The sequence below is a fragment of the Microbulbifer mixtoriginis (SeqCode) genome, assembly GCF_052466715.1.
The window spans coordinates 2101080-2115875 of record NZ_CP174288.1 but is presented as its reverse complement, the minus strand read 5'-3'; the positions used below and the strand labels follow the sequence as shown (position 1 = coordinate 2115875).

The following is a 14796-nucleotide window of genomic DNA, read 5'->3' as shown; positions in this document are numbered from 1 at the left end:
AAGAACTGATCAGGCCAATTAAAAGAAACGTGCTTGTCAGCCTCGAGTTAAAATGTGGGGCTGAATCCGTTTGTTTTGGGTAGAGGCAAACTGAGTAGCTTGCTAGCAAGTTTAGCTGCCTACGAATTAGTCAGCCAAGGCGATAAGTTCATTTTAGAGGCCGCTTGGGGCGAGACTGCCTGGACATACTGCCGCAAACTGCCATTTGCGGTCTAACAGATTCAAAGTAAGGGCTGGAAATTTATTAAAAAGGAGGCTATTTGCCCTGAATCGCTCAATTAGAGCTTCATCTAGAAGTATAGCCAGCCCAAGACTTGTCTAGGGTTTTAGAGAGTTCTCCAGCTGAGAAAACTGCCCCTGAATCACCGCTTTCTCCTGAATCAGGGTGCGGTTCTCATCGGCGAGTTGTTCGAGGCGATCTTTTGTAGTGGTAAGCTCCAACTCTAATCTGTTTAGGGCACTCTGTTGTAGTTGCACTTCCTTCTGAGCCGAAGAACCTTCACGTTGCAGCTTAGAGATTTGCTCGCGCAAGCTAGCCACCTCTGCCTGCCTGTCTTTCAGCTCACACGCCTGCTCTTCTGCCTGCTCCCTTAGATTTGCAGCCTCTGTACTAGCCACCCCAACCTGTTCGCTAAGCTGCTGCTTCTCTCGATTGATTTCAGCAATCAGCGCCTGTCCCTGCTTGTAAAGCAACTCCTGCTCGTTGAATCTACGCTCTGAGAGGGTCAGCTGTTCAGTAAGTACTGCGATCTGCCCCTTCAGTTGCTCCGCAGCTGAGCGATACTGGTCTCTCTCATATTGCCGGTCATTGGCAGTACGCTGTTGAAAGTGCTCAAAGTGTTCGCGGACATCCCTATTTTCCTGCTTTATTTCCTCAATCATCACTTTTTGCTCCGCAATACGCTGCAAAGCTTCCTGCTTCTGGTACTCACTTTTTTCCAGGGCAGTCTGGGTCTCTTGTAAAGACTGCTTGAATCTACGCTTTTCCGCCGCGGTCGACGAAAGCCTGTGCTCAAGATCACGAATACTGGCGGCCTGCTGGTTACTAGTGGCTCTCAACTCCTCTAACTGTGAAGTGATCTCTTTTTCCTGCACGAGGAACTCCTGCTGAAGCTCCTCTACCTGCTTGCTTGCCGCTTCCTGGATCCTTTGGTGTAGGCCTTTCAGTGCATCCACCAGGTCTCGTGGGAGCCCACTACTATCCGTATTGCTCGCAGATTCACTGCGCCATCTTTTAAGCAAAGGGGCAATAGTGCTTTTGCTGCCGGTTCCCAACTGGGCCCTCACTCGATCAACGGTGGGCTCTTCTCCGCGGGCCTTGATGGCCTTGGCGGCCTGAACAATATCCAGATACGTGACCCCAGTGCGTGCCATAAGCTTCACCTTAGATTATTTCGTTACAAATTACATAATACGTAATATTACATTATTTTATATTTTTTCATAGCTGAAAAATGCCGCTGTATAACCTTCGATAATGACTATTATCGCAGGTTATATTTCTGTAAGATTCCCGTACTAACGTACCTCCAGTACAGGCAGGGTCTTCTCTAGCGATTCAGGCACCATGAAAAATCACACTCCTCAACCCACCAAAAAGCACGCTAACTCCCACCCCCTCAGTACGCTTGGCGCTGGCGGCGAACTCCTAACCGATGAGGACATTCAGAAGTACCTGAGCGCAGCCACTTCCGATAACACCCGCAGGGCCTACCGTTCAGCGATTCGCCAGTTTGAAAAATGGGGCGGGCGGCTACCGACAGATGGCAGCACTCTGGTTCGGTATATCCTGGGCCGTGCAGAGGAGCTCAACCCTCGAACCCTGGATCTTCATCTCACCGCTATCGGCCAGTGGCACCAATACCAGGGGATGCTCAATCCCATAACAGATCCGCTCGTGCAGAAAACGATGCGTGGTGTCCGTCGCACCCACGGCAAGCCCAAGCAAAAATCGAAGGCCCTCGGTCTTCAGCACATTGCCACCATGACTCGACATTTGCGCAACCAACCTTCAAGCAGGAAAAGCGCCCGCGATCTTGCACTGATCTTAGTAGGGTTCTTTGGTGCTTTCCGGCGAAGTGAGCTGGTAGCGATTCAGGTGGAAAACCTGATCTGGGAGGATGAGGGCGTAATCGTTAGGCTCCCCAAATCAAAAACAGACCAAAATGGTGAAGGCATGATGCGTGCCCTGCCCTTTGGTGCACCTAAGGCTTGCCCCGTAACAGCACTTCAAACCTGGCTTAAGGTTGGCAACATTGAAAGTGGGCCCGTGTTCCGGGCTGTGAATCGTTGGGATACAGTTCAAGACAGGCAACTTAATCCTGCAGCAGTCAATGACCTACTTAAGAACTTGGGCGCCGCCTGCGATTTCGACTTTGTCGGCGAACTGAGTAGCCACAGCTTTCGCCGTGGTCTGTCCACATCCGCGGCTCGGGAAAAGGTGGGCTTCGAGCTTATTAAGAAGCAAGGTGGTTGGAAAAGCGATGCCACGGTATGGGAATATATTGAAGAGGGGCAGCAGTTTACCGAAAACGCCTCCGCCATCTTGATGAAGAAGATGGCGGAGCTTCTTTAAGGCACAACGCTATTGCTCTTGGGTACTTTTCTTGTCTCCCAGTCTTCCTGCAGCGTCACTCTTTCCTTTGGGCGGGATGCCAGGTCTTGTTGCTGTTTTTTTGTGTGTCGCATCGAAGACCGACTGCCACTCTTTATCAAATACTGCTGGGATAGGACCTGGAGTCCTCTTAAAGGACAAAACACCAACATGAGCCTCATGAACATGGGCATCAGAGGTTACCTCCTCGATAAACCCATGCATTTTCCCGCTACTGTCGAGCGTAAAGTTGCCCACACTTTCATCTGAGACATCAACGGTCACTATACGCGTGGTATCGCCGGTATTTGAAAAGGCAAATATGCCGATATCCTTGCCAACAGTGGCCCCATCTTTTGTCTCTTCGACACCACTTAACTTTTGCTTAAGATCGGCTGGCTTTTTGAAGTTATCAATGAACCGGCCGCCGCCTCCCGTTTTAGTTTTCTTAAGAACTTTAAAAGTTCGACAAAATATATCTTTTCCAACATTCAAAGCATCTTTTTTGCTTTCATATAAAATGAATGACTCCCCATCGACCGCACACCAGGTGCCATCGATTGAGTTGTTTGAGTCAGGGTTTGCGCTTAATTGACCTGAATAAAGTGCTGCCAATACCACGGTCGCAGGCAGCAATTTAGATATAAGATATGGTTTCGCCTTCATAGTGCACCTCTGATTATCATTAGCTAACTACAAGTAAATAAAGTAGCGGATTAATTCAGTGGGCTCGTGAAATTTTCAGTCTTTTATTGAAAGAGATACGCCAGATCCAAATTCAACCAACAAATCTGTAACAACCTATCAGCCTCGCCCCTATTATCATTGCGATAAACCATTGAAACACATGCAACCTAACCAGTGGCAGCCTTACCTTTGTCACGGGTAGCCGCCGATTTCACTGTATCTTCAAACTGCATATCATTAGCCCCTATTGATAACGTATTTTATTTTCTGACTGCTATACCTGTATTCACATCTTGGCGCAGGTTCAATACTGTGCAGTGAAAAGGAGATCAGAGATGCCCCTGAACAAGCAGCAAATCAAGGACTGTGAATCCAGCCATTGGGACTTCTCAGATCTGAAAGCCCTATTCCTTAACTGTACCCTCAAGCCAACACCAGAACTCTCCCATACAGATGGGCTGATTAATATTTCCCGTGAGATTATGGAGAGAAATAGGGTTGCGGTAAGTATTCTAAGACCGGTAGACCATGATATTGCCTTCGGCGTTTATCCAGACATGACCGAGCACGGCTGGGAAAATGATGACTGGCCCAATATCTATCGCCAGGTTAGCGAGGCAGATATCCTCGTGATCACAACCCCCATATGGCTTGGTGAAAAATCCTCAATCTGCACTCAAATAATAGAGCGCCTCTACGCCAATTCATCAGACCTAAATGATCAGGGACAATATGCCTATTATGGCAAAGTCGGTGGTTGCCTGATCACTGGCAATGAAGATGGCGCCAAACACTGTGCGATGAATATTCTCTATTCCCTGCAACACCTGGGTTATGTGATACCACCTCAAGCAGATGCCGGCTGGGTTGGTGAAGCCGGCCCCGGCCCTTCCTATTTAGACCCTGGGTCGGGCGGGCCTGAGAACGATTTTACCAACCGCAACACCTCTTTTATGACCTGGAATCTTTTACATCTGGCACGAACTCTGAAGGACGCTGGCGGAATCCCCGCTTATGGCAACCAGCGCTCCGCCTGGGATGCAGGCTGCAAGCCCGACTTCTCCAATCCCGATTACCGATAACAACGTTCAGAGCAGACAGTAATGGGGTGAAATAGCCAATCAAGGCTGTAATTTACTCTGCCCATTTACAAAATGGGCCACCTAAAGATACATTGCGCACCTTCCTTCTTATTACAGCCCACTGATTTCGCCTTCAACTGGCCCAGTGCTCTCAATGCACCTACCTAAACAGATGGGCTTATAAGGCTACAACCTAAGAAACAACCAAAAAAACTGAGGTCTACCACCCCGAATGAATCCCGAGTTACTGGAACAGATTTTCCACAGCAAACTCTTTATTACTCTCTGTGTAGTTGCCGTCATTCTTTTAGTCCGCGGCTTACTGACCCTGGCCATTGCTCGCAGTAACTGGGCAAAAGCCGATAAGCGTCGTAGGATCAACACCGTACACAACATCGGCAACCTGCTATTGGTTATCGGTGTAATTGCCGTTTGGGTGACAGAATTACGAGATTTTGCCCTCTCTATTGCCGCCTTTTCTGTAGCGATTGTCCTCGCATTGCGAGAGGCCGTGCAGTGCTTGGTGGGTGGCCTATACCAAGCCAATATGCGCTCCTTTACTGTTGGCGATTGGATTAAAGTGGGCGACCAATTTGGCGAAGTTACTGATAGTGACTGGTTAAGCACCACGCTTTTGGAGATTGACCCCCATGGCCTCGGCAATGGTTATACCGGAACCACTCTCTATATTCCCAATAATGCTTTTTTTACTCAGCCGGTAAAGAACCTGAATTTTATGCGCCGTTATATCGAGCACACTTTCTCGATAACCCGTGAGCGCAGTGAGATAAACCCCTTTGAAGCCAAGAAGTTTATTGCCGAACGGCTGAAAGAGCACTGCGAATCTTTTCGGGAAGTTGCCGAACGCTACTGCAAGCTGATTGAGAATCGGATGGGTGTGGAGCTCTCTGGCCCTGACGCAAAAGTAAGTGTGACCACTAATGATCTTGGCCATGATGTCATCACCGCGACCGTATTTTGTCCCCGTGAAGAGGCAACCAATATCGAGCAGCTGGTAACTGAAGATTTTTATGCTTTCTGGTTTGAAAAAACCAAGCAACTAAAAGACAGCGCCTAACGCCTTATCACGCACCAATATGTAAGCTTTCAAGTCGTTGGCGGATTATCTCCGCCAACCGGCGCGCTGCGGGCGATATGTCATCGCGATTAGGAAAAATAAGATACAGAGGCTGCCACCTTTCTTGCCCTCCTTTTAAGGGGAGAGGTTTGAGTGTTCCATCGGCCAGCTCCCCAAGAATCTTATCCTGCGGCAACCAAGAAAACCCATAGCCCCTGCAAGTTGCCCCGATTACCGTTGCCATATTGCTCAGCGTCCATCGCTTGGCAACTTCAACTGTTAGGGTTTCACTATCGCTTTGGGGGTTTGAATCTCTAACGATCAGGTGCCGATGACTGAGCAGATCCTTCAGGGTTAGTTCGCGTTCCAGTTGATGTAATGGGTGACTGGGGTGGGCCACTGGGATAATGCGTGCTGGTGCTGGCAGTAACTCGCCATTGAAACCGGGAGGAATTCTCGGATCAATCGCAAAGTCCACCTTTCCCTCGGTAAGGGCATCGAGGGCACCGCTAATCACCACTTCGTAAACCTCTACTCGGGTATGTGGGCTCTCTTGGCCAAATACCTCCAGGCAATCTAGCAATAGCCAAGTTGGAAACAGCACTTCCACAGAAATTGACACCAGCGACCCCCAACCCACAGAAGCACGCCGGGCAGCCATTTCCATTGCCGAAGCATCTTCCAGTAATTGTTTGGCATGGCGATATAACATTTGCCCAGCAGCCGTAAGTGCCGCTTTGCGACCAGTGATTGTAAATGCCTTTACATCGAGGATGGATTCTAGCTTTTGTACCGCATAGCTCACGGAAGACTGACTCTTGTGTAGGAGTTCCGACGCCTGTACATACCCTCCCCCTTCAACAACCGCAACTAAACAACGCCATTGCTCCAGAGTGATCTTTGGGCTTAAAGCCGGGTTCGCTAACTGATCAGTCATGTATCGGATTTTTAGATGGATTTCAGCAAAATTTTCTAATTTTTTATCTAATTAATCAATGATTCAATAGTGCTCAAGTTAAATGATTCATAAGGAACCCGTCATGACAAAGTTGCTCAATATCCAATCCAGCATGTTTCAAGCCGGTGGCCAGACCTCCCAGTTGGCGGCAAAGTATATTGAGCGCTGGAAGGCGAATAATCCGGAGGGCGAAGTTGTTCAGCGTAATCTGGCAGCAGATCCGGTACCCCATTTATCCTTGGATCGCTTCCAGGCCTTCAATACCCCGGCTGATCAGCGCACTCCAGATCAGCAGGCGATTGTCGATTTTTCAGACAAACTGATCGAAGAGATCTCTTCAGCAGATGCCTTGGTCCTCGGCGTACCTATGTACAACTTTACAATCCCCTCTACCCTGCACACCTATTTTGACCATATCGCCCGAGCCGGCATCACCTTCCGCTACACGGCAAATGGGCCAGAAGGGTTACTGAAAAATAAAAAAGCGATCATCTTTGTTGCTCGGGGGGGCTACTACGGTGACAACCATGCACAGAGCACATTTTTGCGGCAGTTCCTCGGTTTTGTGGGCATCACTGATGTTGAGTTTGTTTACTCCGAAGGGCTTGCCACTGGTGAAGAGGCAAAAGAGAAAGCCACCACTGCGGCAAATGAACGTATTGCTGAACTTGCTTAAACGAAGAATTATTCCTGAATTAAAAAAGCCAGGCTCTATTCTCAAGCCTGGCTTATACAGCGTAATTTCTGCGAAGTGGCCTTACTATGTGTCAATGTCAGCAATTCTCGGCATGGAGCTTACAGGCAGGCCAGCTATCCATAAGAAACCTGTAATGGAAACTCAAGCGGGCGGTATCTACTTCACAAATACAAACTTGTCTTCACTCAAGACCTGTTCACCATCAAAACGATAAGCAACCAGTTTGCCGTTACCCGCCACGGAATAATCGAGACAAGCAACTTTCTCGGTTAGAGGTGCTGGCACACCTTTAAGCCAATAGTGACCGATAAAGCAGGGCTTATCTGCTTTAGGGTAATAAGGAATACCCCTAGGCACAGGCAAGCTAGCGGCGGAACCGATATCAACACCACGCGGTAACGCTATCTCCCCCAGCGCTTTTGCAGAAGCGTTCCACCATTGAACGCGGACAGCAGAGCGGCGATTACCATCCTTATCCAGAAAACTCACTCCTTGAGGCAGTTCAATTTCACACCCTTTGAGCAAAGTTTCCACCGCTTTGAAGGCATTACTGCCCGGGGAGCTAGCTTGCAGCAAAAGCTCAGACGTTAACCTGCCGCTATCGGTTCTCGATGCTAAAAAATTAACTTTCTCTTCGTCCCAGCAAGCGTGTACCGCACGCAGAGGGCCAAGATCAAGCCACAGAGGCAATGATCTGAAGAAATCCAATACCTGAGATTTTTCTGGATCGTTATCCGGGTACTCATTCAAAAAAGCCTGGTGCTGTTTTGTATTTTTATCGGTATGTGGGCGCAGGGGCTTGCCATTGACTTCGGTATGATAAGCCAGGGCGTTAAACTCGTGATTGCCCATAATTGCTTTGGCATGATCATTATTTACCATGCTCATAACTACCTTTAGGAGTTTGCGATGCTCCACCAGGTGCTCACCGCGGTCGATAAAATCTCCAAGAAATATGACCTTTCGCTCAGGGTGAGCATAACCACTGCTTGTTTCCCGATAACCCAGCACATCGAGCAACTCAATCAATGCGCTGCCGTGACCATGGATATCGCCAATAATGTCGTACTTGCAGTGTTCCATCCTGCTCCTGCCTCTAAAATACAAGAAAGCTTCAGTATCAAAATCCCGCTTTTTTTGTATCAAGGATTACTCTGTTCATTTTATGAAATGAACGCATTTCTCGGAAGCTGGGCATGGGGCGAAGAAATTAGCCGAAACTACTGCCAACCTGGGAATTACTGAGTTCACTTACATTTAAGGTGTGCTCAATCAAAGAGCGAATACAAAAAAGCCAGGCCGGAAAGTGCGGCCTGGCTTTTCTCAGGCTTGAGACTTACAAAGCTTCCGCAGCTTCTATCTTTTTATTGGCAAGAACTTGATCCTGCCCAGTATCAGTACTGCTAGCTTTACGCCCAAACAGTCTCTGCACCACTACAAAGAACAGCGGTATAAAGAAGATTCCAAGCAGAGTGCCCACAACCATTCCCCCCAGTACCCCGGTTCCAATTGCCCGTTGTGCGCCGGAACCTGCACCGGTGGCTATCGCCAGAGGAAGAACCCCCAAGCCAAAAGCCAAAGAGGTCATCAAAATTGGGCGCAGCCGATCACGGACTGCGCGCATGGTCGCCTGCACAAGCTCCATTCCGTTTTCCAGATTTTGCTTGGCAAACTCCACAATCAGAATGGCGTTCTTACTGGTCAAGCCGACAGTGGTCAGCATAGCCACCTGGAAGTAGATATCCCTCTCCATGCCACGCAAACTGTTGGCAAGCACGGCGCCGAGAATACCGAGTGGTGCCATCAACAATACGGCAGTCGGTACTGTCCAACTCTCATAGAGAGCCGCGAGACACAAGAATACAATCAGTAATGACAGGGTATAGAGCAGTGGTGTTTGTGCACCGGCGGCGCGCTCCTGATAGGAAAGACCGCTCCATTCAATGCCAACCCCCGCCGGCAATTGCGCTACCAAGCTCTCCACTTCTGCCATGGCCTCACCAGAACTGACCCCCGCTGCTGCCTGGCCATTGATCTGCATGGAGGGCACACCGTTGTAGCGCTCCAAGCGGGGAGATCCGTACTCCCAGGAGAAGCTGGCAAATGAAGATAGAGGCACCATATCGCCTTTATCATTGCGCACAGACCAAAGCTGGAAGTCTTCCGGCACCATACGATATGGCGCATCCGCCTGCATATATACCCGCTTCACCCGGCCGCGATCGATAAAATCGTCGATATAGGAGCCACCCCAAGCGGTACTCAGCGCGCTGTTAATATCGGCAATAGACAAGCCGAGGGCCGCAGCTTTGGCGTTGTCGATTTTCACCCGAAACTGCGGTGTGTCCTCCTGGCCATTGGGGCGTACGTTAGACAGTAATTTGCTCTGCCCGGCCATTCCCAAGAATTGGTTGCGGGCAGCGGTCAGTGCTTCGTGCCCCAGATTGCCGTTATCTTTTAAGTAAAAGTTAAAGCCACCAGAAGAACCCAACTCTGGCAGAGGCGGCGGTGCAAAGGCAAAAGCCATGGCATCTTTAATTTGCATCAGCGCGCCCATAGCACGCATGGCTACTGCGCCAGCACTTTGCGACTCTTCTTCCCGCTCAGACCAGTCTTCCATATTCACAAAGGCGATACCGGTATTCTGGCCGCTACCGGCAAAGCTAAAGCCCTGCACCGAAAATACTGATTTCACGGTGCCCTGCTCGTTATCCAGGAATTGATCTTCCACTTTGCGGATAGATTCCATGGTGCGCTCCTGGGTCGCGCCCACGGGAGCCTGCACCATAGAGAAGAGCACGCCCTGGTCTTCATCGGGCAGGAAGGAGCTGGGTAAACGCAGGAATAAGAAGGCCATCACCGCGGAAAGGGCCACAAACAACAGCATAAAGCGGCCGCTACGTTTTAGGATGCCCTGCACTCCGCCCTGGTAGCGCCGACTGCCGCGCTCAAAGTTGCGATTGAACCAACCGAAGAAGCCTTTCTCACCGTGGCTTTCCCCTTTTGAAAGTGGTTTCAGCAAGGTGGCACAAAGTGCGGGGGTCAGGATAATCGCCACTAATACAGACAAGGCCATGGCAGCAACAATAGTTGCTGAGAACTGCCGGTAGATTACGCCAGTGGCGCCATCCATAAATGCCATTGGCACAAACACCGCCGACAGCACGACACCAATTCCGATCAATGCCGGGGTAATCTGGTGCATGGATTTTTTAGTGGCTTCCTTCGGCGATAAGCCCTCTTCGCGCATCACCCGTTCTACGTTTTCCACCACCACAATAGCGTCATCCACTAGCAGGCCAATGGCCAATACCATAGCGAACATGGTAAGCATATTGACCGAGAAGCCCAGTGCCGCGAGTACGGCAAAAGTGCCCAGCAACACGACAGGTACAGCGATTGTAGGGATCAGGGTTGCACGGAAATTCTGCAGGAACAGATACATCACCAGGAAGACCAGCACAATTGCTTCAATCAATGTGCTGATCACACCTTTAATGGAGACCTCGACAAAGGGCGTGGTATCAAATGGTACGACCGAAGTAAGCCCCCGAGGGAAGAAAGGCTCCAGCTCTTTAAGCTTCGCTTTCACGCCTTCGGCGGTTTCCAGTGCGTTGGCACCGGTGGCCAGGTTAATTGCGATACCGGTAGCCGGCTGACGATTGTAGCGGGAGATAAATTCGTAATTCTCTGCCCCCAATTCAACGCGGGCGACATCGCCAAGCCGCAGTATGGAGCCATCATCATTGGCTCGTACCACGATTTCCCGGAACTGTTGCGGGGTTTGCAGGCGCTCCTGGGAGGTAATAGAAGCATTGAGTTGCTGCCCTGGCACAGCCGGTGCGCCACCAAGGCTGCCCACTGTGACCTGGGCATTTTGGGCCCGGACCGCCGCGGCTACATCATTCGGCGTTAAATCGTAGGTCGTCAGTTTGTTGGGATCGAGCCAGATACGCATTGCATATTTGGAGCCGAACACCTGCACATTACCGACACCTGGCACCCGGCTAACCGGGTCCACAATCGCTGAGTTGATGTAATCGGCAATGTCGTTGCGGTTCATACTGCCGTCTTCGGAGGCAAAACCTGCAACCATCAAGAAGCCACCACGGGACTTACTGACATTGACCCCTTGTAACTGCACCTCTTGGGGCAACAGCGGCATTGCCAGCTGCACCTTGTTTTGGACTTGCACCTGTGCGGTATCCGGGTCGGTACCATTCTCAAACGTAAGGGAGACAGACACACCACCGTTAGATTGACTGACAGCAGACATATAGAGAAGGCCATCGAGCCCTTTCATATTCCGCTCCAGAATCTGCGTCACCGAATCTTCCACCACTTTGGCGGAGGCGCCGGGGTAACTGGCCTCAATATTAATAGAGGGTGGTGCGATATTCGGATAGCGCTCCACCGCCAACTTGCTGATGGACAATGCACCTGCCAGCATGGTGATAATTGCCAGAACCCAGGCAAAGATGGGCCGGTTGATAAAAAAGCTCGCCATAACCCCTACCCTCAGGAACCCTGCTCAGCAGCAGCGTTGCCGTCACCAGCTGCTGCAGGTACCTGTTTATCCTCACGTTCACTAGGCTGCACCGGCGCGCCGGGGCGAATTTTCTGTAATCCAGCCACTACGACACGGTCACCGGGCTCCAGCCCTTCTTCTACCAACCAGCGGTTACCGACTGTGCGACTGACCCGAACAGAGCGTTGGGCAACAATATTCTCTTCATTGACCACCATTGTCGAAGTGTTGCCTTTCGGGTCCCTTGCAATACCTTGTTGAGGCACCAGAATGGCATTTTCCCGTACACCGCTACCGACTATCGCGCGCACGTACATGCCTGGCAGCAGCATATTGTCTGGATTGGGGACAACGACTCGCAGCAACACACTGCCAGTAGAGGGATCGACACTGGCTTCGGCAAACTCGAGCTTGCCTTGATGTTCAAACTCACTGCCATCTTCCAGCAAAATCTTAACTGGCAGATTTGTGGCATCTGCCAATGTACCCGCCTGGAGGGCCCGACGCAGGCTGACCAGCTCTGCTGCGGACTGGGTAACATCCACATAGATGGGGTCCAGCTGTTGCACAGTGGCCAAAGTTGCGGCCTGATTGGCCGCTACCAAGGCACCCTGAGTGACACTGGATTTACCAATACGGCCAGTAATCGGCGAGGTAATCTGGGCATAGTCCAGCTGGATCTCGGCTCGGTGTAACTCCGCCCTGGCAGCAGCAACAGAGGCGCGGGCTTCCTGCAAGTCTGCCTCCGCGACATCATTCTCCTGCTTGCTGACGGCGCCACTCTTAACAAGGCCTGCGGTTCGCTCGGCCTTAAGGCGGGCGATATTCATTGCCGCATTGGCACCCTGTAATTTAGCGCGCGCACTATCCACATCCGCTTGGTAAATGGCGTCATCCAGCTGATAAAGTGGCTGATTTACATCGACACGCCCACCTTCACGGAACAATTGCTGTTTTATGATGCCATTTACCTGTGGACGAACTTCCGCCACCTTGAAAGGTGAAGTGCGACCAGGTAGCTCTCTGGTAAGCGTAACCGGCTCGGATTCCAGCGTAACCACAGTCACCTGTGGCGCGGGCATCGGTGGCGCAGCGGTTCTTTCATCACAAGCGGCAAGCAATGCACTAGTGATCAAAAGACTGATAAACGCTTTTTTATTGAGCATGGTTACCTCGATCAGGGCTGACGGCCTGGATACTGCGGTCAGTTCGGGAGAAAAAGAGATGGTGACAGGAAGGTCAAACTCCAGTGGCCACGCATTTTATGTGTAGTGATGAAATCCGATCAACTATTCATCAGCGCATGAATATCGACTAACATGCACTTTTACCCAGTGTTTTCAAGGGTTTGCACTAAAGTCTCATTTGTTTTCATGCGGCGAACAGCCGTGAATATGCGGTCAAATGAGGCGATTACGATAATGAAGAAGCTGCATTGCCCATGGCTAAATATAGAGAAGAGCAAATACTTAACACCCGAGAGCGTATCTTAGACGCCGCGATTCGTGTTTTTCACGAATCTGGCGTCACCCACGCCTCCCTAACGGCAGTCGCAGAGCTTGCCGGAGTCACTCGTGATTCCCTGCATAGCCATTTCCGCGACAGAGTTGGGCTACTCAACGCTCTAACCGAGCGCATGCGCCTGCCCGGTGAAGAACTCTGCGCGGCGGCCGGTGATGAGTTGAAGAGAGACCCTCTAGGCACCCTGCGTACCCGCTGGATATGGCTATTTGATGAGATTGCCTGCAATGATGAATGGCAGCGCTTGCTGGAGATTATCTTCCTGCCATGCGACCCAATCAGTGAAGTATGCGAGTCCACTCACCGTATTAAGCAAGGCCGCACAGAGCGGTTGGAGCGAATGGGAGAATTGTTGGAGATTGCACTATCAGCCGGTCAATTACCTGCTGACTTGGATCTGAAACTAGCCCAACAAATGCTTCACGGAGGCCTTTTTGGTGTTCTGGAAGACTGGCTACTTTCTCCTCGCTTTGTAGACCTTGGCGACTTAGGCGAGCATTATTTTGATGCTCTCCTAGATATGATTCGCTTCTCCCCAGAACTGCGTCTAAACAGGCAGCAAGCACGAACTTTGCACTGAGCAGTGTATTGAGCAAATTCGAATTTTCTTCCTATTGGGGCAAGTCAACTAACTGCTGCTTGCCCCTAGAAGACAATCTAGCCGAGTTTACTTTTCGAATCTACTAATTGTGCACCGCTCGCATCTCTTACTGCATAATTAAAGCCTGGGTGAATACAGTGAGCACCGTAATTACCGGCTTTATCTAAAGCCAGGAAACCCACCTGGAACTTCTTATAGTCCCCTAACTTGCGCGCAATACGCTCCACCGCCTCACGACAGGCTTCCTCCGGTGTGTAGCCATGACGCATCAGCTCCACTACTTGATGGCAACCGACAGTCTTGATCATTAGCTCGCCCATACCCGTGGCAGTAGCCGCACCCACTTCATTATCGACATAGAGTCCGGCGCCGATAATCGGTGAGTCCCCTACCCGCCCGTGCATCTTGAAAGCCGCGCCACTGGTGGTGCAGGCACCTGAGAGGTTGCCGTCCTGGTCCACAGCTAAGATACCGATAGTATCGTGGTTTTCTATATTGATTACCGGCTGGTAACGGGACTCGCGCTTCCACTCACGCCAGGCGGCTTCAGCTTTTGGAGTTAACAGGTTCTCAATGTCAAACCCCTGCTCAACTGCAAAACGCTGTGCGCCCTCGCCGACCAACATTACATGTGGAGTTTCCTCCATCACCTTTCGCGCAACCGAGATGGGGTGTTTGATACCCTGTAAAAAAGCCACTGAACCACAATTTTGTTTGTCATCCATAATGCAGGCATCAAGAGTCACGACACCATCGCGATCGGGAAAACCGCCATAGCCAACACTGGTTACCTGCGGGTCAGCTTCCGGCACCCGAGCACCAGCCTCAACGGCATCCAAAGCCCTGCCACCTTCACTGAGAACCTGCCAAGCTGCCTCATTGGCTGGGCCCCCATGGTTCCAGGTTGATATGACTACGGGCTTTTTTCCCTTCTTCGTATAACGCCTTGCCATAGCTGCCACTGAAGGTGTTGCCAGGGCGCCAGCAGTGCCCAGGAAGGAATATTTCAGGAATTTTCTTTTGCTGATCACAATGATTTGTCTCAAGTGGA

12 protein-coding genes are annotated in these 14796 nt (G+C 50.7%); 5 read left to right on the top strand and 7 right to left on the bottom strand.

Annotation, left to right across the window (positions count from 1 at the left end; genetic code table 11):
• Positions 1-318: 318 nt before the first annotated feature.
• A complete protein-coding gene (locus ACJJH9_RS09345; RefSeq protein ID WP_444925041.1) occupies positions 319-1374 on the bottom strand; it encodes a DNA-binding protein in 1056 nt (351 codons plus the stop codon).
• Between the two features lie 193 nt (positions 1375-1567).
• Between ACJJH9_RS09345 and ACJJH9_RS09340 the strand changes: the two genes are divergently transcribed.
• Positions 1568-2575: a site-specific integrase gene (locus ACJJH9_RS09340; protein ID WP_444925040.1), complete on the top strand. Its 1008-nt coding sequence runs from the start codon at positions 1568-1570 to the stop codon at positions 2573-2575.
• A 9-nt stretch (positions 2576-2584) separates the two neighbouring features.
• On the opposite strand, the gene ACJJH9_RS09335 is transcribed toward ACJJH9_RS09340, so the two are convergent.
• The gene (locus ACJJH9_RS09335; RefSeq protein WP_444925039.1) at positions 2585-3259 is read right to left on the bottom strand and encodes a hypothetical protein; all 675 of its coding nucleotides are present in this window, start codon (positions 3257-3259) and stop codon (positions 2585-2587) included.
• Positions 3260-3615: 356 nt separating this feature from the next.
• Here ACJJH9_RS09335 and ACJJH9_RS09330 point away from each other — a divergent pair, with 356 nt between their 5' ends.
• Together ACJJH9_RS09330 and ACJJH9_RS09325 are read left to right on the top strand one after the other, a co-directional pair.
• Positions 3616-4362 carry a flavodoxin family protein gene (locus ACJJH9_RS09330; protein ID WP_444925038.1) on the top strand — a complete coding sequence of 249 codons (747 nt, stop codon included), beginning with the start codon at positions 3616-3618 and terminating at the stop codon, positions 4360-4362.
• 232 nt (positions 4363-4594) lie between these two features.
• Entirely contained in the window at positions 4595-5440 is an 846-nt protein-coding gene (locus tag ACJJH9_RS09325; RefSeq protein ID WP_252085888.1) for a mechanosensitive ion channel family protein, read from the top strand.
• A 7-nt stretch (positions 5441-5447) separates the two neighbouring features.
• On the opposite strand, the gene ACJJH9_RS09320 is transcribed toward ACJJH9_RS09325, so the two are convergent.
• A complete protein-coding gene (locus ACJJH9_RS09320) occupies positions 5448-6377 on the bottom strand; it encodes a LysR family transcriptional regulator (RefSeq protein ID WP_444925037.1) in 930 nt (309 codons plus the stop codon).
• A gap of 103 nt (positions 6378-6480) precedes the next feature.
• Between ACJJH9_RS09320 and ACJJH9_RS09315 the strand changes: the two genes are divergently transcribed.
• Positions 6481-7074: an FMN-dependent NADH-azoreductase gene (locus ACJJH9_RS09315; RefSeq protein WP_444900794.1), complete on the top strand. Its 594-nt coding sequence runs from the start codon at positions 6481-6483 to the stop codon at positions 7072-7074.
• A 177-nt stretch (positions 7075-7251) separates the two neighbouring features.
• Here ACJJH9_RS09315 and ACJJH9_RS09310 read toward each other — a convergent pair whose 3' ends face one another.
• From ACJJH9_RS09310 to ACJJH9_RS09300, 3 genes are all read right to left on the bottom strand, one after another.
• Positions 7252-8178, bottom strand: coding sequence for a metallophosphoesterase (locus tag ACJJH9_RS09310; protein WP_444925036.1), 927 nt, complete (start codon positions 8176-8178; stop codon positions 7252-7254).
• Positions 8179-8431: 253 nt separating this feature from the next.
• Positions 8432-11602: an efflux RND transporter permease subunit gene (locus ACJJH9_RS09305; protein ID WP_444925035.1), complete on the bottom strand. Its 3171-nt coding sequence runs from the start codon at positions 11600-11602 to the stop codon at positions 8432-8434.
• Between the two features lie 11 nt (positions 11603-11613).
• Positions 11614-12789 carry an efflux RND transporter periplasmic adaptor subunit gene (locus ACJJH9_RS09300; RefSeq protein ID WP_444925034.1) on the bottom strand — a complete coding sequence of 392 codons (1176 nt, stop codon included), beginning with the start codon at positions 12787-12789 and terminating at the stop codon, positions 11614-11616.
• A 275-nt stretch (positions 12790-13064) separates the two neighbouring features.
• Here ACJJH9_RS09300 and ACJJH9_RS09295 point away from each other — a divergent pair, with 275 nt between their 5' ends.
• The gene (locus tag ACJJH9_RS09295) at positions 13065-13724 is read left to right on the top strand and encodes a TetR family transcriptional regulator (RefSeq protein ID WP_444925033.1); all 660 of its coding nucleotides are present in this window, start codon (positions 13065-13067) and stop codon (positions 13722-13724) included.
• 77 nt (positions 13725-13801) lie between these two features.
• On the opposite strand, the gene ACJJH9_RS09290 is transcribed toward ACJJH9_RS09295, so the two are convergent.
• Complete coding sequence (locus ACJJH9_RS09290; protein WP_444925032.1) at positions 13802-14776, bottom strand: isoaspartyl peptidase/L-asparaginase family protein; 975 nt, start codon at positions 14774-14776, stop codon at positions 13802-13804.
• Positions 14777-14796: the final 20 nt, after the last annotated feature.